This is a genomic window from Paenibacillus sp. 1A_MP2 (assembly GCF_052244825.1).
Taxonomy (GTDB): domain Bacteria; phylum Bacillota; class Bacilli; order Paenibacillales; family Paenibacillaceae; genus Paenibacillus; species Paenibacillus vandeheii.
Window position 1 is genome coordinate 1,184,891 of sequence record NZ_JBQQCS010000001.1, and the last position, 20,372, is coordinate 1,205,262.

Sequence of the window (20,372 nt, forward strand, 5' to 3'; positions counted from 1 at the left end):
ATCAAATATATAATTATTTCTCCACCAGAAGGGGTGATTCTAGCGTGCGTATTCGCAAAGCAATTATTCCAGCAGCCGGGCTCGGTACCCGGTTTCTGCCTGCCACGAAGGCGATGCCCAAGGAAATGTTGCCCATCGTCGATAAGCCGACGATTCAGTACATTATTGAAGAAGCTGTGGCTTCGGGCATTGAGGATATCATTATCGTCACAGGTAAAGGTAAACGGGCCATCGAGGATCATTTTGACTATTCATTCGAGTTGGAGCAGAACCTGGCTGGTAAACAGAAGTGGGATCTGCTGAATGAAGTTCGCAAGCCCTCCGAAATGGCAGACATCCATTATATTCGTCAAAAGGAACCAAAGGGCCTTGGACACGCCATCTGGTGTGCCCGCAAGTTTATTGGGGATGAACCTTTTGCTGTTCTGCTTGGGGACGACATTGTGGAGTCTAATCATCCCTGTCTTCAGCAGATGATCGAAGTCTATGATGAATTGCAATCACCGATCGTAGGCGTACAGCCAGTCGATTGGAGCGAAGTGTCGCGTTACGGGATTGTGGACGGAGAATTGGTATCTCGTACCGAAGATCGTGTGTACCGCGCGCGTCGTTTGATCGAGAAACCCAAGACGGAAGAATCACCTTCCAATCTGGCTATTATGGGTCGTTATATTCTGACGCCGGATATCTTCGATATCCTGGGTCAGCAGTCTGCTGGGGTAGGTGGAGAAATCCAACTGACGGATGCCTTGTCCCGTCTGAACGACCAGCGCCAGATTTTGGCCTATCACTTTGACGGCCTGCGCCATGATGTTGGGGAGAAGCTTGGTTTTATTGAAACCACGATTCATTATGCCCTTCAGCGCCCGGATTTGCGGGAGGATTTGTTGAAGTATTTGGAGCAGATTGTTCAGAACAAATAGAGAAATCGCTAGTAGTAAGCCCAGCCGAAAATTAAACACGGCTGGGTTTTGATTATTTTATGGAACAACGTATTGAAATATCATGATATAACCAGGCCAATGAACGATCACTTGCCTGATGCCCTACATATACATAGTTATTATGAAGAAATGCTGTTATTAGCAAAAACGGAGGGGTAACATGAAGGTGATTCCGCTGTTTATGGATGGCGCAGCTATATTGGAACCCAAGGTATATGGCGATCATCGGGGATATTTTATGGAAAGCTACAATGAGCGTGTTCTGTATGAGAATGGTATACATCATGTGTTCGTTCAGGACAATCAATCCCTGTCCGCCGAAGCTGGAGTTCTTCGCGGACTTCATTACCAGCTTCAACCGAGAGCCCAGACGAAGTTAGTCAGAGTTATATCCGGAGCTATTTATGATGTTATTGTAGATATTCGTCCCTCATCACCAACCTTCGGACAGTGGAAAAGTGTCATTCTCAGTGAGTATAATCAGCGGCAGTTGCTTGTCCCTCAAGGCTTTGCTCATGGATTTTGTACACTGGTGCCACATACCCAGGTGACATATAAGGTGGATGCATACTATTCCCCTGAACATGACCGTGGTATTTTGTGGAATGATCCTGCACTCGCGATTGATTGGCCTGTTACGGCTCCTACTTTATCAGAGAAAGACCAAAAGCATCCGTTACTCAAAGATGCAGAACTGAACTTTGACTAACAAAAAGACTTCTCAGGTACTTCTGTATCTGGAGGCAGAAGGAGAGAGACGGCATGAAACTACTCGTTACTGGTGGAGCTGGATTCATCGGCAGCAACTTTGTGATGTATATGCTTCGTGAGCATCCTGATTATGAAATTGTTAACGTGGATTCCCTAACTTATGCAGGCAATCTGGAGAATTTGCAATCCGTGGAATCCAATCCTCAATACACGTTTATCCGAGCGGATATCACTGACGTACAGCAGATGGAACAAATCATCTCCAAAGGAATTGACGTAGTGGTTAATTTTGCAGCTGAATCTCATGTGGATCGCAGCATTCTCTCCCCAGATATTTTTGTGCGTACCAATGTACTAGGGACTCAGATTTTGCTGGATGCGGCGAAGAAATATCAAGTTACCAAATACGTTCAGGTATCTACAGACGAAGTATATGGCTCACTCGGCCCCATAGGGTTGTTTACAGAAGAGACACCTTTGATGCCGAATAGTCCATACTCTGCCAGTAAAGCTGGTGGAGATTTGCTTGTAAGAGCGTATCATGAAACCTTTGGTTTGCCTGTAAACATTACACGTTGTTCAAACAATTATGGACCTTTTCAATTTCCAGAGAAGCTCATTCCTTTAATTATATCCCGTGCATTAAATGATGAGGCTATTCCTGTCTATGGCGATGGACTGAATATTCGTGATTGGCTTTATGTAGAGGATCACTGCAGCGCTATCGATTTGGTCATTCACAATGGCAAGATCGGAGAGGTTTACAACATTGGGGGAAATAATGAGCGGACCAATCTATATATTGTTGAGACTATTCTAAAACAACTGGGCAAGCCGGCCAATTTGATTCAATATGTTCAGGATCGGCCGGGGCATGACCGGCGTTACGGAATTGACCCGACCAAGTTGGGTACAGAGCTTGGGTGGAAGCCTGTGCACAATTTTGAGACAGGGATTAAGGAAACCATTCAGTGGTATCTGAACCATCAGGATTGGTGGACACAAATACAATCAGGAACGTATCAGGATTATGTTCAACTTCAGTATGGTAAGCGAATGGGTGATTCCTCAGAATGAAGTACAGAGTACTGGTAACGGGAGCTGCGGGACAGCTCGGATACGATGTTGTGAAAACATTTCAAGCAGGTGGTCATGATGTCATGGCCTGTGACAGGGATCAATTGGACATTACCGACCAACAGCAATGCAGAGAAACCATTAATGCATTCCAGCCTCACATTATCGTTCATTGTGCTGCATATACAGCCGTCGATTTGGCCGAAACAGATGAGGATATGGCATACACAGTCAATGTAGCAGGCACTAGAAATATTGCAGTTGCTGCGGAGAAAGTGAAAGCCAAACTCATTTATATTAGTACGGATTATGTATTTGATGGCACAGCAACGAGACCTTATCAGGAATTTGATGTGACAAATCCGCAGACTGTGTATGGCAAGTCGAAGCTTGCGGGAGAGAGACTGGTCGAGGGGCTCTGTACGCGATGGTTTATTATCCGAACATCATGGGTATTTGGAGTACACGGTAGCAATTTTGTCAAAACCATGCTGGAGCTTCTGGAGAAGCGTCCCCGACTTCAGGTGGTTCATGATCAACAAGGATCACCCACATATACTGTGGATTTAGCTAGACTCGTAAGTGAGCTTTCTTTAACTGAAAAATACGGTATCTACCATGCCTCTAATTCGGGAACATGCACATGGTATGAATTTGCTCAGGCCATCGCCGAAGAAGCAGCCAAGCAATCCCGATTCAAACAAAGCGCTGTTCTTGAGCCCTGTACCACCGAGCAATTTCCGCGTCCTGCTCCTCGCCCTCAATATTCCGTAATGGATCATCTCGCTATTCGTACAAATGGTCTGCAACCTATGAGAGCTTGGAGAGAGGCTTTGATCGCATTCCTGAATGAATTAAGTGTAGAGCAAGCCGATTAGGTAGGGCTTCTTATTCATCCGAATATTGTATCCCTAGATTTTACAGCCGCCTTCGGGCGGCTTTTTGTTTTACACCTCTCCAATCAGGGTAGTTAGCTATCAAAAAGGAAAAACCGCACATGCTTCGTCATATCATGATTATCATACTCTTTTCTTCCCTATCACCCTATTAAGGATGTGAACGCCATATGAAACGAATTGCCGCAGTCATTACACTACTCATCGTAACCGTGGGCACACTCTTTTTTGCCTATGACAGTCAAAGCGAGGAGCAGCACGATGGATTTACGGCCTATCGATTGATTGCCCATGCGATGGGCAGTATCCGTGAGCAGCCTTACACCAATGCCTATGAGGCGATGATTGCCAATTATGAGAAGGGCACACGTGTGTTTGAGATCGACTTTATGCTTACCTCGGACCGGAAAGCAGTAGCCAGACATGAATGGACCGCCAACATGAGCAAAATGCTGGGACAGGACGAGGAGTTACCCGAAGACAAACAGGCTGGGGCGCTGACACATGATGAATTTATGAATACGCCCATTCTGGGCAAGTACCAACCCATGGATGCCGACGGCATTATGGACGTATTGGCCAAGTACCAGGATATGTATATCGTGACCGATACCAAAGAACAGAAGGATGAGGATATTCAGCAGGTGCTGAAATCACTCGTGGACGCAGCCAAGCAACATGATCCGACAATCCTTAATCGGGTCGTTGTGCAGATCTATAACGAGCCGATGCTCGAAACCGTGAAAGAAATCTACGCATTTCCTTCTATTATCTATACTCTTTATGCTACGCAAGATACGGAAGCCCAGGTGGTTGATTTTGTACAAAAGAATGACATCGATGCCGTAACTATGCCGGAGTATAAAGTGAATCAGAATTTCGTTGCCAAGCTGAAGCAGGCAGGAGCCGTTACCTACGTGCACACCATTAATGACACCGACCAGGTGGCGAATTATGAGAAATGGGGCGTGTACGGCGTGTATTCGGATGTATTGACCGAGCAGGAATTGGATGATATGAACACACGTTTTGCCTGGAAGCCTTGAGATATTATATTTTGATTCAAATGGATACAGTGCTCCTACGAAAGACTGTTGAGCTCTACTCATAATATTGATGTTCGTAGTGGCACCTGCACCTGGTACCTAACTTGAATTCTTCTGTAACATCGCAATCGTATCTATTAAAATTACAGGCTTCTCCTGCAATTCCAGGGAAAAGTCTGTGATTTTTTGTTCCCCTTTTTATACGAACATTGACACTCAATCCCTGCTGACTTAGACTTAGTTTACAAGCTTTTTAGGATGCAGAAGAACCTCTGGAGGAATGTTCGTTGATAGACATGATTAAGCAGTGGAGACATGTATTTAAGCTCGACCCGGACCGGGAAATAACGGATGAAGCACTCGACCTAATTTGCATGTCGGGGACCGATGCCATTATGGTAGGGGGATCTTCGGGAATTACCTATGATAACACGGTGGACCTGATGTCCCGAGTACGTCGCTACGAGCTGCCCTGTGTGCTGGAAGTATCCGATTTGGAGGCCGTTGTGCCCGGTTTTGACGGATATCTGATTCCGATGGTACTGAATGCAACGGATAGCCAATGGATCATTGGACAACACCAGCAAGCCATTGAGCGTTACGGTTATCTGATTCCATGGGATCTGCTTATTGCAGAAGGCTATATTGTCCTCAATGCCGACTCCACTGTTGCCCGAATGACAGGAGCGGATACGGAATTGACGACTGATGCTGCGGTTGCTTACGCCCAGGCTGCGGAACGTCTGCTTAACCTGCCTATCGTATACATGGAGTACAGTGGGACGTTTGGAGATATGGAGCTGGTTGGAGAGACGCACAGACAACTCACCAAGGCGCATCTCATCTATGGCGGCGGGATTGATAGTTCGGAGAAAGCTGGACAAGCCGCTCAGGTCGCAGATACCGTTGTGGTTGGCAACATTGTGTACAGTGATTTGAACAAGGCGCTGGAGACAGTCCAAGCTGTGAAACAATCCGTTTAATCGGTTTAGTTTACCATTCCCCAATTTACCCTCCTGATCTGTTAAAATAGAACTTTGACCTTACTCATTAAACAATTTATATGAGCGCAATGTTGTTTTACACGAGAACGGATAGGGCAGAACCAATCTGAAGAAACGAAGTCCCTTTTTAAAAACTGAAAGAGTCATTACAGTTTTCTTGTTATTTTAACTATCTCTAAATTATAAGCTGACTATTTTTACACGCGAACGGAGAGGACAGAAATAAGCTGGAGAAGCGGAGCGTTCGCCTTTATTACCGGATATTCACCTTTAGAAATTTAATTAATAAAATCCGGGAATAACAGCGATCGAAAGTTAATTCTGTCATCGGAGTGGCAAGTGTAATTGTTAGTGACCTTATATCGATCTCAACCAACGAAAGGAGCATGCATGCATGCAACCTGTAAATATACATGATGCCGTTGCACGGCTTAACCCCCCCCAACGGCAAGCCGTCGAAGCGACGGATGGACCGCTACTGATAATGGCTGGAGCGGGTAGTGGCAAGACCCGGGTGCTCACACACCGGATTGCCTATCTGATTGCAACACGAAAAGCACCGCCATGGGGCATTTTGGCTATTACTTTTACGAACAAAGCGGCACGCGAGATGCAAGACCGGGTATCCCAACTGGTTGGCGGCTCTCAGGGCCGTGATATTTGGGTTTCGACGTTTCACTCCATGTGCGTGCGTATTCTGCGCCGTGACATAGAACGTATCGGATTCACCTCAAATTTCAGCATTTTGGACTCATCTGACCAATTATCTGTAATTCGTAGTTGTATGAAAGACCAGAACATCGATACCAAGAAATTTGAACCGAAAGCTGTTCAGTCGATGATGAGCACCGCGAAGAATGAATTGATCAGTCCGGAGCAATATGAGAAGCAGGCTGCTGACTATTTCGAAGGCATTGTGGCGAAGGTATATAAGATGTATCAGAAAAACTCAGAGCCAACAACTCGCTCGACTTTGACGATCTCATCATGGCGACCATTCAACTTTTCAAAGAGGTACCGGAAGTTCTCGACTTTTACCAAAAGAAATTCCAGTACATTCACGTGGATGAGTATCAGGATACCAACCGCGCGCAATACATGCTTTGCCGCATGCTCGCTGATAGTCATCACCGTATCTGCGTCGTAGGGGATAGTGACCAATCGATCTATCGCTGGCGTGGAGCGGATATCAGCAACATCCTGAATTTTGAGAAGGACTATCCTGAAGCAAGTACGATTTTGCTGGAGCAAAACTATCGTTCCACTTCAAATATCCTGAATGCAGCGAATGAGGTAATCGGCCTGAATACTGGGCGCAAACCGAAGAAGCTGTGGACGGACAAAGAGGGTGGCTCAAAGATCAAGGTGTACCGTGCGGATTCCGAACATGATGAGGGATACTTTGTAACCTCCGAGATTAGTAAAAATGTGAAGAACGGCAAATCCTATCAGAACCATGCCATTTTGTACCGTACAAACGCACAGTCCCGGGTTATAGAGGAAATTTTGATCAAGTCTGATATTCCGTATCAGATTGTTGGCGGCATCAAGTTCTATGATCGTAAAGAGATCAAGGATATTCTGGCGTATCTGCGCCTGCTTTCCAACCCTGACGATGACATCAGCCTAACCCGGATTATTAATGTGCCGAAACGCAGCATTGGTGATACAACGGTAGCGAAGCTGGCAGCTGCGGCAGGAGAACGGGGGATTTCAATATACCGTGTGCTTCAAGTTGTGGACGATCTTGGTTTTGCTGGTCGAACGCGGAATGCGTTGGTGGAGTTCTATGACATGATCGCCGCGCTGCATCAGATGGTAGAATATCTGTCTGTGACTGAACTAACCGAGAAGATTCTCGAGATGAGTCAGTACCGACTAGAGATGCAAAATGAAAACACGCTCGAATCCCGTGCACGGCTGGAGAACATTGATGAGTTCCTGTCCGTTACGATGGAATTTGAGAAAAATAATGAAGACAAAACACTCGTTTCGTTCCTCACCGATCTTGCACTGATTGCGGATATCGACAGCATGAACGATGATGAAGAGGATCAGAGTGACGCAGTTACCTTGATGACAATGCACAGTGCCAAAGGTCTGGAGTTCCCTGTCGTCTTTATCGTTGGTATGGAGGAAGGGGTTTTCCCGCACAGCCGGGCCTTTATGGACAACGAAGAGCTGGAGGAAGAGCGCCGGCTGGCTTATGTAGGGATTACGCGTGCGGAAGAACAACTCTTCCTGTCTTGCGCGCAAATGCGGACCTTGTTCGGACGTACAACTGCGAACCCGCCTTCGCGTTTCCTGGATGAAATCCCGGATGAGCTTAAAGAGGATACCTCAATGGCTCGTGACCGCTACCGTCGTGGTAGCAGCGCAGGTGGATCATATGGTGGTCGTGGACTTGGGGCAAGTGGTGGAAGTAACTTTGGTGGGGGCAATACGGCCAAGCTTTTCGAACAACAAAGCAGAAGTGGTTCCTCTGCTACCACATCCACGCCAACTTCGCGTGTGACCACAAGTACTTCCCGCCCAGCTTATTCTACGCCATCATCTGCGTCCAAACCCGCAGCTTCTAATGGAGAAGCAGGTTTCAAAGCCGGAGATAAAGTACAGCACGGCAAATGGGGGACAGGTACGATTGTTGGGGTGAAAGGCTCGGGTAATGACACGGAGCTTCAGATCGCATTCCCGGCCCCGGTGGGTCTAAAACGTCTGCTTGCAGGTTTTGCTCCAATTACCAAAGTGGAATAGATTTAAGAACGAAACATTCATGTTGCACAAGCTGTAATGTCAGCGGAGATCGAGTGCCATATGAATGTTCGTTCTACATAGATTTAAATTTTATTTACGGAGGGATGGCCCTATATGGACCCGATGCACCGGATGGAGCAACTCGTTACCGAGCTGAACCAGTATAATTATCAGTACTACACGATGGATCAGCCGCAGATCAGCGACAAGGAGTATGATCTTCTGTACGATGAACTGGTTACGCTGGAACAGGAGAGTGGCATGGTTTTGCCTGATTCTCCGACACAGCGTGTGGGGGGTGAACTGCTCAAAGGGTTTACACCGCATCGCCACTTATCTCCATTGTGGAGCTTGGACAAAGCCCAGAATATTGAGCAGCTGCGGAGCTGGAATACGCGTGTGCTCAAGCTGGTCAATGATTACAACACCAAAAATCCGGACAATCCGTTGCCTGAACCCGGCTATGTCATTGAACTGAAGTTTGACGGTCTGACCCTGAATCTAACGTACACGAACGGAGAGTTGGTTCAAGCCTCTACCCGTGGGAACGGAACCGTAGGTGAGGGCATTTTGGCTCAGGTTAGAACGATTAAGTCTGTCCCGCTCAAAATCCCTTATACAGGCGGCACGATTGAAGTCCAGGGTGAAGGCATCATGAATCTGTCTGTGTTGAATCGATATAATGAAACCGCAGCAGAGCCGCTTAAAAATGCCCGTAATGCAGCAGCAGGAGCGCTGCGTAACCTGAATCCGAAGACAACCGCTGAGCGGCGGTTAAACGCCTATTTCTATAATGTAGGTTATTCGGATGATATTCAGTTTGCCAACCATCAGGAGATGATGGATTTTCTCCGTGAAAATCGATTCAAAGTCAATCCATCGATTACGTATTTCCATGAGTTTGATGATGTGATGGACCAGCTTGCAGCGATACAGGAGAGCCGTGCCCAACTGGATTATCTGATTGATGGAGCCGTTATCAAAATTACAGACATGCGCACCCGTGAGGCACTGGGTTACACAGACAAATTCCCTCGTTGGGCGGTGGCGTACAAGTTTGAGGCCGAAGAGACTACGACCGTTCTCAACTCTGTTGTTTGGAATGTGGGTCGTACCGGCAAAGTGACTCCGCTTGCGCGGGTAGAACCGGTTGAGCTTGCTGGGGTAACGGTACAGAACTGCACATTGAATAACGTCGGTGACATTGAGCGGAAAAATCTGAAGTTTGCCTTGGGCACACGTGTCTTTATCCGTCGTTCCAATGATGTCATTCCTGAAATTCTGGGCAAAGTGACTGAAGAGAGTGATGGCGAGGAGATTGTGTTCCCTGAGCAATGTCCGGCATGTGGATTCCCGCTGGAACAGCGTGGAGCGCATTTGTTCTGTAACAACAAGCTGGCGTGCAAACCACAGACCGTAGCCCGCATTTCTCATTTTGCTTCCCGTGATGCAATGGACATCGAGACGTTCAGCGAGAAAACGGCGATTCAGCTGTATGATGAATTGAACGTGCGTGAGCCCGCTGACCTGTATACACTGCAATTCGATGATTTGGTTAAGCTCGAGCGGTTTGGTGAAAAGAAAGCAAACAACCTTATTGCTGCCCTGGAGCAGAGCAAGGATCGTGACCTCGCTTCGTTCCTATATTCACTGGGTATCCCGAATACAGGCAAATCAACTACACGCATGCTGGCTGATCATTACCGCGACCTGCATGCCATTATGAATGCTACGGCAGAGGAGCTCGTTGAACTTCCGGACGTCGGTGGTATTGTAGCCGAAAGCATTGTGACTTTTTTTGCAGATCCGTTTACACAGGCGGCGATTGAGAAAATGCTGAATTTGGGTGTGAAAGCCCAGGCGCCTGAGGCACCAGCAGCGATTGTGGAAGATTCCTTCTTCAGTGGCAAAACGGTCGTGCTGACCGGAACGCTGCATCAACTGACGCGGGAAGAGGCAACGCAACGACTGGAAGCGCTTGGAGCGAAGGTAACGGGCAGTGTCTCCAAAAAGACAGACCTTGTTATTGCCGGAGAGAAGGCCGGTTCCAAACTGGCCAAAGCTCACGATCTCGGCATACCTACCATTGAGGATGAGGACGAACTCGTACGTCTTTTGAATCAACAGGGATAGATCCTGAATGTGAAGTATGACTGGGTGATTTAGAACGCTTTGTCATCCAAGTGAATGATAAATAACTTAAAGACCCTGTAGAACGAATGAGTGGAACGGGGGTCTTTGGTTTACACGTATATTTAAACTTAACCTTACATCCGTATCAACTTAAATCAGGAACGCGCCTGGGAAGCACCCGTGAGCCATGCGTCCTTGTCGTATCCACGTTCTTCCCAGTAACCGATATGGTCGCTGTCGATCAGTTCAATGCGATTCAGCCACTTGACGGACTTATAGGCATACATCTGGGGAATGACCAATCGTACCGGACCGCCCAGATCTGCGGGGATCGGTTTGCCATCATGCATGACAGCGACCATAATATCATCCATCTGCGCCTGATCCATCGTAATGGCATCCGTATACACACCATCTCCAGAGTAGAACTTAACACTTTGCGCTTCGGGTTTAACTCCGGCTTGAGTCAATAGTTTTTTAAGGGATATGCCTTCCCAAGTATTCTTATATACAGACCAGCCTGTAACGCAATGAAAGTCACTAACCTGAACCGTACGTGCAAGCTTCACGAACTGTTCCCAGTTCCAGACTTGCGCCCGTTCAACAAGCCCATCGAGCCGGAATGACCAGTTTGCATTGGAAAAGGAAGGTATCGGTGTTACCGTATAAACGCGAAAATGACCTTCGGCTCCGCCTCCCACGGGTGGTGAAGAAGCAGGTAATGCTTGCGGTAAGGGCACCATGCGATTGGGGTCATTCTCCAGCATGCTATCAATGTTGTTGTCTATATTGAGGTTCCGTCCAACCCAAGATATAAAAGTAGGTCCCAAAGTCACAGCTAGCCCCACGCCAACAGCAGACCGAATAAATGCCCGCCGTGTATACACAGGTTGAGGTTTCTCAGTTTGATGGAGAGAACCATCCTTTGGGGTACGTAAAGATTCTGTAGGAGCTATCGCTGCTGGTGGCGTAATTTCATCAGGAGCATCAGTTGGATGAGCCATTTTTCTAGCTTCTGCTACTATTGTCGTTGTATTTACTGCGCGTCGTGCAGGGTCTTTTAACCACTTGGTTCGCGTGATGGAGTGGTAGATAATATAAGGCAGGCCAACCCAAGTCAGCAAATCATGAATTAGAAGCGCAGCGTTCGACCATCTCGGTCCAGCGATCTTGAACTGCCATAACACAATACCTGATAACAGCCACCCTACCAGCAGTGCAAGAACAACGATAGTATTTGCTCTCTGCCAAGGCCTATTGCGAAGTTGTTTCCAGTGCTTTCCTGCCAAAAGCAAGTAATATACTACGGGTGCCAGCATAGCTAGCCCGACGATAATATGCAGCCACTTTAACCATACGCGTCCAATCCCGAGTAACTCACGCCAGAAACCACCAACTAACATAAGACCTGTTACCGCGAGGATGACAACAATCCAGGCATTCCATGCATGAATGGAAACGAGCTTTTTACCATAACCCTTTCGAATGTCCTTCAGCCATTGTTTCATATGCCTTCACCCCATATAGGTTATTCATCCTTGTATCTTCAATATGAATAAAGCCGATTGTGATTTAGAAAGCGGTTCTGAATTAAGTATCATCGAGCAGCTGTCATAAACAATTGGAATGGAAGTAGCATTCATCCCTTAATCTATACTATATATACCGTATTATAGAGCGTTTGGATCACTTACATCAAAGGGAGTAGAGGAAAACACTTCTTATATATAAGTATCCTCTAAATAGTTATCTAATACTATTTGCGTAAAAGTAGATGGGCTATCCGTTTTTAGTAAATAGAATTATTCATTTGTTCAGTAAACCGAAAGTATCTGTATGTAAATATAGTCGATTCTTCTGGATTGATATAAGCTGTCGAATGCTGTAGTTAAGAGTTTCTTTATTTATGGTACTTGCGGATTATAAAGTATTTATATAAAGGTTATTAAAAAGTGCTTGCTAAATGAATTAGATCATGATATATTATTTCTTGTCGCCTCAAACGAATGATTGTCGAAACGCTTTGAACGCTGACGAAAAAAAAGAGTTGACGACTACTTGGTCAACATGATAAGATAAGATTCCTGTCCGGTTGACAAGCGTCAACACGAACGGACACAAGTTCCTTGAAAACTGAACAAATGGATAGTAACTTTTGATTCATAATGAATCGTCAGTTTCAAAATGAGCTTATCGCTCTTTTCAATACTTTATTGGAGAGTTTGATCCTGGCTCAGGACGAACGCTGGCGGCATGCCTAATACATGCAAGTCGAGCGGACTTGAAGAGAAGCTTGCTTCTCCGATAGTTAGCGGCGGACGGGTGAGTAACACGTAGGCAACCTGCCCTCAAGTTTGGGACAACTACCGGAAACGGTAGCTAATACCGAATAGTTGTTTTCTTCTCCTGAAGGAAACTGGAAAGACGGAGCAATCTGTCACTTGGGGATGGGCCTGCGGCGCATTAGCTAGTTGGTGGGGTAACGGCTCACCAAGGCGACGATGCGTAGCCGACCTGAGAGGGTGATCGGCCACACTGGGACTGAGACACGGCCCAGACTCCTACGGGAGGCAGCAGTAGGGAATCTTCCGCAATGGGCGAAAGCCTGACGGAGCAATGCCGCGTGAGTGATGAAGGTTTTCGGATCGTAAAGCTCTGTTGCCAGGGAAGAACGCTTGGGAGAGTAACTGCTCTCAAGGTGACGGTACCTGAGAAGAAAGCCCCGGCTAACTACGTGCCAGCAGCCGCGGTAATACGTAGGGGCAAGCGTTGTCCGGAATTATTGGGCGTAAAGCGCGCGCAGGCGGTCATTTAAGTCTGGTGTTTAATCCCGGGCTCAACCCCGGATCGCACTGGAAACTGGGTGACTTGAGTGCAGAAGAGGAGAGTGGAATTCCACGTGTAGCGGTGAAATGCGTAGATATGTGGAGGAACACCAGTGGCGAAGGCGACTCTCTGGGCTGTAACTGACGCTGAGGCGCGAAAGCGTGGGGAGCAAACAGGATTAGATACCCTGGTAGTCCACGCCGTAAACGATGAGTGCTAGGTGTTAGGGGTTTCGATACCCTTGGTGCCGAAGTTAACACATTAAGCACTCCGCCTGGGGAGTACGGTCGCAAGACTGAAACTCAAAGGAATTGACGGGGACCCGCACAAGCAGTGGAGTATGTGGTTTAATTCGAAGCAACGCGAAGAACCTTACCAGGTCTTGACATCCCTCTGACCGGTACAGAGATGTACCTTTCCTTCGGGACAGAGGAGACAGGTGGTGCATGGTTGTCGTCAGCTCGTGTCGTGAGATGTTGGGTTAAGTCCCGCAACGAGCGCAACCCTTGATCTTAGTTGCCAGCACTTCGGGTGGGCACTCTAAGGTGACTGCCGGTGACAAACCGGAGGAAGGTGGGGATGACGTCAAATCATCATGCCCCTTATGACCTGGGCTACACACGTACTACAATGGCCGGTACAACGGGCAGTGAAACCGCGAGGTGGAACGAATCCTAAAAAGCCGGTCTCAGTTCGGATTGCAGGCTGCAACTCGCCTGCATGAAGTCGGAATTGCTAGTAATCGCGGATCAGCATGCCGCGGTGAATACGTTCCCGGGTCTTGTACACACCGCCCGTCACACCACGAGAGTTTATAACACCCGAAGTCGGTGGGGTAACCGCAAGGAGCCAGCCGCCGAAGGTGGGATAGATGATTGGGGTGAAGTCGTAACAAGGTAGCCGTATCGGAAGGTGCGGCTGGATCACCTCCTTTCTATGGAGAATCGTTTCCTGTAACGGAAACATTCAAATAAGCAGGTTCTCAGAACCTGCGACAGCGATTCGTTTCGGTCCATCACTTCGGTGTGGATGAAATGAAAAGCAAAAACACAGTTACTTATCCATTTGTTCAGTTTTGATGGAATTTGAGGGGCCATAGCTCAGCTGGGAGAGCGCCTGCCTTGCAAGCAGGAGGTCAGCGGTTCGATCCCGCTTGGCTCCACCAAAGAATTTCGTCTATTTAGCTTGTTCTTTGAAAACTAGATATCGAAACGAAAATTGCGATTTAGAACATTCCTTTTAGGGATGAATGCTTGTTCGGTGCAAGTAACCGATCAACAATCATCCTAGCTGAACTTGTGTAAACAAGTGAAGTGTTTATAAGGTAGACTGCTATTGCGATGGTATCGAATGGGAGCGACTTTTGGATTTGCGTAAGCAAAACAAGGGAAGCTAGCAGTCGAAACCGGAGCAAAATGGTTAAGCTACTAAGAGCACACGGAGGATGCCTAGGCGCTAGGAGCCGATGAAGGACGTGGCGAACAACGAAACTGCCTCGGGGAGCTGTAAGCAAGCTTTGATCCGGGGGTGTCCGAATGGGGAAACCCAGCTGGGGTAATTTCCAGTTACTCATAACTGAATACATAGGTTATGTAGAGGCATACCAAGGGAACTGAAACATCTAAGTACCTTGAGGAAGAGAAAACAATAGTGATTCCGTCAGTAGCGGCGAGCGAACGCGGAGAAGCCCAAACCAGAGAGCTTGCTCTCTGGGGTTGTGGGACGTCTCACATGGAGTTACAAAGGAACCGGTTAAGTGAAGAGGTCTGGAAAGGCCCGCCAAAGAAGGTAAAAGCCCTGTAGTTGAAAGTTGGTTCCCTCCGAGACGGATCCCGAGTAGTGCGGGGCACGTGAAACCCCGTATGAATCCGGCAGGACCATCTGCCAAGGCTAAATACTTCCTAGCGACCGATAGTGAAGCAGTACCGTGAGGGAAAGGTGAAAAGCACCCCGGAAGGGGAGTGAAATAGAACCTGAAACCGTGTGCTTACAAAAAGTCAGAGCCCGTTTTAGGGGTGATGGCGTGCCTTTTGTAGAATGAACCGGCGAGTTACGTTCCCGTGCAAGGTTAAGGTGAAGAGCCGGAGCCGCAGCGAAAGCGAGTCTGAATAGGGCGACTTAGTACGTGGACGTAGACCCGAAACCGGGTGATCTACCCCTGTCCAGGGTGAAGGTGCGGTAACACGCACTGGAGGCCCGAACCCACGCATGTTGAAAAATGCGGGGATGAGGTGGGGGTAGCGGAGAAATTCCAATCGAACTCGGAGATAGCTGGTTCTCCCCGAAATAGCTTTAGGGCTAGCCTCGGAAAACAGAGTCGTGGAGGTAGAGCACTGATTGGGTGCGGGGCCCGCAAGGGTTACCAAGCTCAGTCAAACTCCGAATGCCATAGACTTACTTCCGGGAGTCAGACAGTGAGTGCTAAGATCCATTGTCAAAAGGGAAACAGCCCAGACCATCAGCTAAGGTCCCCAAGTGTGTGTTAAGTGGGAAAGGATGTGGAGTTGCACAGACAACCAGGATGTTGGCTTAGAAGCAGCCACCATTGAAAGAGTGCGTAATAGCTCACTGGTCGAGTGACTCTGCGCCGAAAATGTAACGGGGCTAAACACACCACCGAAGCTATGGCTTGATGCATTGCATCAGGGGTAGGGGAGCGTTGTATAAGGGTTGAAGGTGTACCGTAAGGAGCGCTGGACATTATACAAGTGAGAATGCCGGTATGAGTAACGAAAAGATCAGTGAGAATCTGATCCGCCGAAAGCCTAAGGGTTCCTGAGGAAGGCTCGTCCGCTCAGGGTAAGTCGGGACCTAAGGCGAGGCCGAAAGGCGTAGTCGAAGGACAACAGGTCGAAATTCCTGTACCACCGTAAGCCGTTATGAGCAATGGGGGACGCAGCAGGGTAGTGACGCGGACTGATGGATGTCCGTCTAAGCAGTGAGGCTGATGTGTAGGCAAATCCGCACATCGTAAGGCTGGACTGTGATGGGGAGCGAAAATTATAGTAGCGAAGGTCATGATCTCACACTGCCAAGAAAAGCCTCTAGCCAGGTGATGGTGCCCGTACCGCAAACCGACACAGGTAGGCGAGAAGAGAATTCTAAGGCGCGCGGAAGAACTCTCGTTAAGGAACTCGGCAAAATGACCCCGTAACTTCGGAGAAGGGGTGCCCCGGTAGTGTGAATAGCACGAGGGGGCCGCAGTGAAAAGGCCCAAGCGACTGTTTAGCAAAAACACAGGTCTGTGCGAAGCCGTAAGGCGAAGTATACGGGCTGACGCCTGCCCGGTGCTGGAAGGTTAAGGGGAGCGGTTAGGAGCAATCCGAAGCTGTGAACCGAAGCCCCAGTAAACGGCGGCCGTAACTATAACGGTCCTAAGGTAGCGAAATTCCTTGTCAGGTAAATTCTGACCCGCACGAATGGCGTAACGACTTGGGCGCTGTCTCAACGAGAGATCCGGTGAAATTTTAATACCTGTGAAGATGCAGGTTACCCGCGACAAGACGGAAAGACCCCATGGAGCTTTACTGCAGCTTGATATTGAATTTGGGTACGATCTGTACAGGATAGGTGGGAGCCTTTGAAGCATGAGCGCCAGCTTGTGTGGAGGCACCGTTGGGATACCACCCTGATCGTATCTAGGTTCTAACCTGGTACCGTAATCCGGTGCGGGGACAGTGTCAGGTGGGCAGTTTGACTGGGGCGGTCGCCTCCTAAAGAGTAACGGAGGCGCCCAAAGGTTCCCTCAGAATGGTTGGAAATCATTCGAAGAGTGCAAAGGCATAAGGGAGCTTGACTGCGAGACCTACAAGTCGAGCAGGGACGAAAGTCGGGCTTAGTGATCCGGTGGTACCGCATGGAAGGGCCATCGCTCAACGGATAAAAGCTACCCTGGGGATAACAGGCTTATCTCCCCCAAGAGTCCACATCGACGGGGAGGTTTGGCACCTCGATGTCGGCTCATCGCATCCTGGGGCTGAAGTAGGTCCCAAGGGTTGGGCTGTTCGCCCATTAAAGCGGTACGCGAGCTGGGTTCAGAACGTCGTGAGACAGTTCGGTCCCTATCTGTCGTGGGCGTAGGAAATTTGAGAGGAGCTGTCCTTAGTACGAGAGGACCGGGATGGACGTACCGCTGGTGTACCAGTTGTTCCGCCAGGAGCACCGCTGGGTAGCTATGTACGGAAGGGATAAGCGCTGAAAGCATCTAAGCGTGAAGCCCCCCTCAAGATGAGATTTCCCAGTATGTAAGACCCCTTGAAGACGACGAGGTAGATAGGCTGGGGGTGGAAGTGCAGCAATGCATGGAGCTGACCAGTACTAATCGGTCGAGGGCTTATCCAAGATATGCAGGTGATACATCGCGAATTTCGTTTCGGATCTAGTTTTCAGAGAATGATCTCTGAACAACCGCTGAACCATTCATCCACACAGCCGTGTCGGACCGAATGGAACGCGAACGCATTTGTTACACAAATGCTCGTTTGGTGGCGATGGCGGAGGGGTTCCACACGTACCCATCCCGAACACGACCGTTAAGCCCTCTAGCGCCGATGGTACTTGGACCGCAGGGTCCTGGGAGAGTAGGACGCCGCCAAGCGAAGAACCACTGCCGATGTTATTCGGTGGTGGTTTTTATTTGCGTTTTTACTATAAATCATAGGTGAAACGATTATAATATACGAATATATGTTATTTCCTGAGAGATGCCCGTGCATCTCTTGTTTGACTTTGTCCCGTTCCTCTGACACACTCATAATTGGATACATACATCACGTATCAGGACATGATTTGAAAGATATCATAACTTAGAGAACGGGGTGCAGGACGACATGGAAATTCAGAAATTGACGGTAGATGATTTTGAACCAGCTATGGCACTCTCCGAGTATGCTTTTCAAGTGGTAATGAGTGAAGAACAAACGGACAGGCGGCGGAGTCAATTTGATTCACAGGATATATGGGGTGTATTTGAGGAAGGGCAATTGGGTGCGAAACTTCACATTATTCCTTTTCAAACCTATATCCATGGGAGATCATTCGAGATGGGTGGTATTGCGGGTGTAGCCACATGGCCAGAATATAGACGCAAAGGCTGGGTAGCTGGGCTGTTGAAGCATGCGCTGGAGGAAATGAACCGTAATAAACAAAGTATATCGTTTTTGCATCCGTTCTCGTTTGCTTTTTATCGGAGGTATGGTTGGGAGACTTATGTTGAATTTAAACGATATAAAGTGCCTACAGCTCATCTGCCTGCGAAAAAGGCAACCCCTGGAACAATTCGGCGCGGTGATCCGGGACTCAACACATTAAAGGAAGTATACAGTGCTTATGCTGAGCGCTATAACGGAACTTTGATTCGGGATGATGCGAGATGGGAGAATTCTGTTCTCACTAATGGAGCCAACCAGAAGGCTGTATATTATGATGAAGCTGGTAGAGCGCAAGGGTATCTTTTGTATGAGGTTAAAGAAAGAAAGTTTAGCATTAGAGAGATCATTTATCTGAATGAAGAGGCTAGACAAGCCTTGTGGACCTTTATAGCTAACCATGATTCAATGATAGAGGAAGTTACCTTACAGGCACCAGCCAGTGATATGCTTGCTTTTCAATTGGATAATCCGCGAATTCAGCAGGAAATTGTACCTTTCTTCATGGCACGTATTGTCAGTGTGGAACAATTTATTTCACAGTATCCTTTTGCGAGTCAAGACTCACCAGTACAGATTAATCTTCAGGTAGAGGATGCCCATGCACCATGGAATGAAGGGGTATGGCAGTTGAATGTGGCGATGAACGGTACAGCTTCGATTTGGAAAACAACTGAGCCGGCAGCTAAAGATCAGACCGTTAAGGTAGACATTCAGGCGCTCACCGCGATGCTGATGGGTTATCGCAGACCTACGGAGATGGCTCAAATAGGCAGAATTGAAGGACCGACAGAAGCGATTAAGGCTTTGGAACAAGCGATCCCTAAACGGGAAACGTATTTACTTGATTTCTTCTGATGCGTTTTGACTCTCATGACGAGAGTTCTGACTCATTTTCATAGAGATTTAGCTTGCATAGCAATACGTTGCTAGTGTGAGGAAAATAGACTTCTCCAGCTCTTTTGGAGAGGTTTTTTTGTGTCAGCCGAATATTTCGTGTAAAATCGTAAAAAATGAATAGTGCTCCCTCTTGGCAAAACCACAAAATATGCTATAATGTATATAAAGTCAAAGAAAGTCAAAGTCAACTAAAGGTTAAATACTTACGTAGCTTTCTTTCTGCAATCCGGTGATGGGAGCCATTTTGAAGGTAGTACACATCAGCGGATATAGGCAATATTAAAGGACCTTCGAGCGTCCTTCGCTCTCCTGTAAACGACCATGAAAGATCAGTTTCGCTGTTTCCTTGATTGGTTAAATTGGTTAAATGGGTTGAGAAGGTGTACTCTGTAGGGGCGTGTGGGTCCTTATTGACTTAACGTTTCAGACAGTGGAGGATGATTGGATGCGTAATATCTCTGATATTATCGAACAATATCTGAAGAGTATTTTGCATGAAAGTCCCGAAGGAATGGTCGAAATTCAACGTAATGATCTGGCTGACCAATTTTCATGTGTGCCTTCCCAGATCAATTATGTCATCAGCACCCGATTTACACTCGAAAAAGGTTACCTTGTAGAGAGTAAACGTGGCGGCGGCGGTTATGTTCGCATACAGCGGATTGAATTGCCGGCTCACTCGGCTCTGCATAACCATTTGCACCATAGTATTGGAGATGAGATCGGGCAGACAGCTGCCGAAGGTCTGATTTACCAACTGGAAGAAGCACGTTTCTTAAGCAAAAGGGAAGCCGGGTTGATGCGGGCAGCTGTATCGAGAGAGATTATATTGGTCAAACTTCCTTACCGGGATCAAATTCGTGCCAGAATGTTAAAGGCGATGTTAATATCTTTGCTCGGTAAATGAAAACTATCGGGATCAAGGGGGTACATC

At 47.7% G+C, this 20,372-nt stretch carries 10 protein-coding genes, 1 tRNA gene, 3 rRNA genes and 1 pseudogene; 14 read left to right on the top strand and 1 reads right to left on the bottom strand.

Translation table 11 applies throughout. The annotated features are described in order from the left end of the window. The first annotated feature begins 44 nt into the window (after positions 1 to 44). From galU to ligA, 8 genes and pseudogenes are all read left to right on the top strand, one after another. A complete protein-coding gene (galU, locus tag ACTWJ7_RS05850; RefSeq protein ID WP_079350030.1) occupies positions 45 to 923 on the top strand; it encodes a UTP--glucose-1-phosphate uridylyltransferase GalU in 879 nt (292 codons plus the stop codon). Between the two features lie 181 nt (positions 924 to 1,104). Beyond that, the gene (gene rfbC / locus ACTWJ7_RS05855) at positions 1,105 to 1,653 is read left to right on the top strand and encodes a dTDP-4-dehydrorhamnose 3,5-epimerase (RefSeq protein ID WP_079350031.1); all 549 of its coding nucleotides are present in this window, start codon (positions 1,105 to 1,107) and stop codon (positions 1,651 to 1,653) included. A 53-nt stretch (positions 1,654 to 1,706) separates the two neighbouring features. After that, the gene (gene rfbB, locus ACTWJ7_RS05860) at positions 1,707 to 2,732 is read left to right on the top strand and encodes a dTDP-glucose 4,6-dehydratase (protein WP_079350032.1); all 1,026 of its coding nucleotides are present in this window, start codon (positions 1,707 to 1,709) and stop codon (positions 2,730 to 2,732) included. Then, positions 2,729 to 3,610, top strand: a complete 882-nt coding sequence (gene rfbD / locus ACTWJ7_RS05865; protein ID WP_301879995.1) for a dTDP-4-dehydrorhamnose reductase — start codon at positions 2,729 to 2,731, stop codon at positions 3,608 to 3,610. Before rfbB ends, rfbD begins: the two co-directional genes overlap by 4 nt. A 188-nt stretch (positions 3,611 to 3,798) precedes the next feature. Next, positions 3,799 to 4,674 (top strand): phosphatidylinositol-specific phospholipase C/glycerophosphodiester phosphodiesterase family protein, encoded by an 876-nt coding sequence (locus ACTWJ7_RS05870; RefSeq protein WP_301879994.1) that lies wholly within the window; start codon positions 3,799 to 3,801, stop codon positions 4,672 to 4,674. Between the two features lie 296 nt (positions 4,675 to 4,970). Next, entirely contained in the window at positions 4,971 to 5,657 is a 687-nt protein-coding gene (locus ACTWJ7_RS05875; RefSeq protein WP_443146344.1) for a heptaprenylglyceryl phosphate synthase, read from the top strand. 415 nt (positions 5,658 to 6,072) lie between these two features. Continuing rightward, positions 6,073 to 8,432: pseudogene (pcrA, locus tag ACTWJ7_RS05880) on the top strand (DNA helicase PcrA). 114 nt (positions 8,433 to 8,546) lie between these two features. Next, the gene (ligA, locus tag ACTWJ7_RS05885; RefSeq protein WP_301879992.1) at positions 8,547 to 10,565 is read left to right on the top strand and encodes an NAD-dependent DNA ligase LigA; all 2,019 of its coding nucleotides are present in this window, start codon (positions 8,547 to 8,549) and stop codon (positions 10,563 to 10,565) included. Positions 10,566 to 10,720: 155 nt separating this feature from the next. Here the strand turns inward: ligA and ACTWJ7_RS05890 are convergent, their stop codons facing one another. After that, positions 10,721 to 12,073, bottom strand: a complete 1,353-nt coding sequence (locus tag ACTWJ7_RS05890; RefSeq protein WP_301879991.1) for a molybdopterin-dependent oxidoreductase — start codon at positions 12,071 to 12,073, stop codon at positions 10,721 to 10,723. Between the two features lie 702 nt (positions 12,074 to 12,775). Between ACTWJ7_RS05890 and ACTWJ7_RS05895 the strand changes: the two genes are divergently transcribed. The 6 genes from ACTWJ7_RS05895 (at position 12,776) to ACTWJ7_RS05920 (ending at position 20,345) form a co-directional block, all read left to right on the top strand. Then, positions 12,776 to 14,325, top strand: a 16S ribosomal RNA gene (locus ACTWJ7_RS05895). Positions 14,326 to 14,480: 155 nt separating this feature from the next. Continuing rightward, a tRNA-Ala gene (locus ACTWJ7_RS05900) sits at positions 14,481 to 14,556 on the top strand. Between the two features lie 252 nt (positions 14,557 to 14,808). Beyond that, positions 14,809 to 17,732 (top strand): 23S ribosomal RNA (locus ACTWJ7_RS05905). A gap of 139 nt (positions 17,733 to 17,871) precedes the next feature. Next, positions 17,872 to 17,988, top strand: a 5S ribosomal RNA gene (rrf, locus tag ACTWJ7_RS05910). The 16S, 23S and 5S rRNA genes sit together here with 1 tRNA gene alongside, the layout of an rRNA operon. Positions 17,989 to 18,220: 232 nt before the next feature. Beyond that, complete coding sequence (locus ACTWJ7_RS05915; RefSeq protein ID WP_301879990.1) at positions 18,221 to 19,396, top strand: GNAT family N-acetyltransferase; 1,176 nt, start codon at positions 18,221 to 18,223, stop codon at positions 19,394 to 19,396. A 487-nt stretch (positions 19,397 to 19,883) separates the two neighbouring features. Then, the gene (locus tag ACTWJ7_RS05920) at positions 19,884 to 20,345 is read left to right on the top strand and encodes a CtsR family transcriptional regulator (RefSeq protein ID WP_024633618.1); all 462 of its coding nucleotides are present in this window, start codon (positions 19,884 to 19,886) and stop codon (positions 20,343 to 20,345) included. The last annotated feature ends 27 nt before the right edge of the window (positions 20,346 to 20,372 follow it).